Raw genomic sequence first — 1,240 nt, 5'->3', positions numbered from 1 at the left:
TCGATCTCGGGGGGACGATGAGCCGGCTGACGGCGGGCGAGACGCAGGTCGAGGTTCCCCATACCGGGCGGCGCGACGAGATCGGCGAGATGGCGCGGGCTGTGGCGGTTCTGCGCCAGAGCACCGAGCAGGTGGCGCTGCTGCAGGAGCAGGAGCGCGCGGCGGCGGCGGCGCGGATCCGCTCGGCGGATGCGATGGCCTCAGTGGTGTCGGATGTCGGCGAGGTCGTGGCGGCGGCGGCGGCCGGCGATTTCTCGGCCCGGCTGCAGATCGAGCATGGCGACGAGCAGATGCAGCAGCTGGTCGCCGGGATCAACGAGATCAACGCGGTGGTCGACAACGCCACGACGGAGTTCGTCGCGGTGCTGCAGGCGCTGGCCGCCGGCGACCTGACCCATCAGGTTCCGACCGCCTATCGCGGCCGCTTCGCCGAGCTCAAGGACGCGATCAACGAGACGATGGCGCGCCTGTCCTCGACCGTGAGCACGATCCAGACCATGTCGGCCGAGGTCGGGCTGTCGGCGCGCGAGATCAACATGGGCGCCGACGATCTCTCGAAGCGCACCGAGGAGCAGGCCTCCTCGCTGGAGGAGAGCGCCGCCACCACCGAGGAGCTCGCCGCCTCGGTCAAGGCCGCGGCGCAGGCGGCCCAGCAGGCGGTGCGCCAGGCCGGCGAGGCGATGCAGGTCGCCCAGACCGGCGGCAACATCGTCACCGACGCCGTCTCGGCGATGGAGCGGATCGAGGCGGCCTCGAAGAAGATCTCCGACATCACCCGGGTCATCGACGACATCGCCTTCCAGACCAACCTGCTGGCGCTCAACGCCGCGGTCGAGGCGGCCCGGGCCGGCGATGCCGGCAAGGGCTTCGCCGTCGTCGCCTCCGAGGTGCGCACCCTCGCCCAGCGCTCGGGCGAGGCGGCCAAGGACATTTCGGGGCTGATCTCGTCCTCGAACGTCGAGGTCGAGGCCGGGGTCAAGCTGGTGCGCCAGGCCGGCGACGCGCTGACCCGCATCGTCGCCGCCTCGCAGGGCGTCCAGGCGACCGTCTCGGAGGTCGCCGCCGCCTCGAGCGAGCAGGCCAACGGCATCGAGGAGATGAGCCAGACCGTCGCCCATATGGACGAGATGACCCAGGCCAACGCCGCCCTCGCCGAACAGAGCGCCGCCAGCGCCGGCGCGCTGTCGGGCAAGATCGCCGAACTCAACGCCCTCGTCGCCGGATTCCGCACCAGCGAGAG

At 71.5% G+C, this 1,240-nt stretch carries 1 protein-coding gene; it reads left to right on the top strand.

Annotation, left to right across the window (positions count from 1 at the left end; all coding sequences use genetic code 11):
• Nucleotides 1-17 precede the first annotated feature (17 nt).
• On the top strand, nucleotides 18-1,240 hold a 1,223-nt coding region (locus CS1GBM4_RS20090), incomplete at its 3' end, for a methyl-accepting chemotaxis protein (protein ID WP_244607321.1).

The sequence above is a fragment of the Allobosea sp. CS1GBMeth4 genome (genome assembly GCF_900185715.1).
GTDB lineage: Bacteria > Pseudomonadota > Alphaproteobacteria > Rhizobiales > Beijerinckiaceae > Allobosea.
This window is presented reverse-complemented; position numbering and strand designations above follow the sequence as displayed.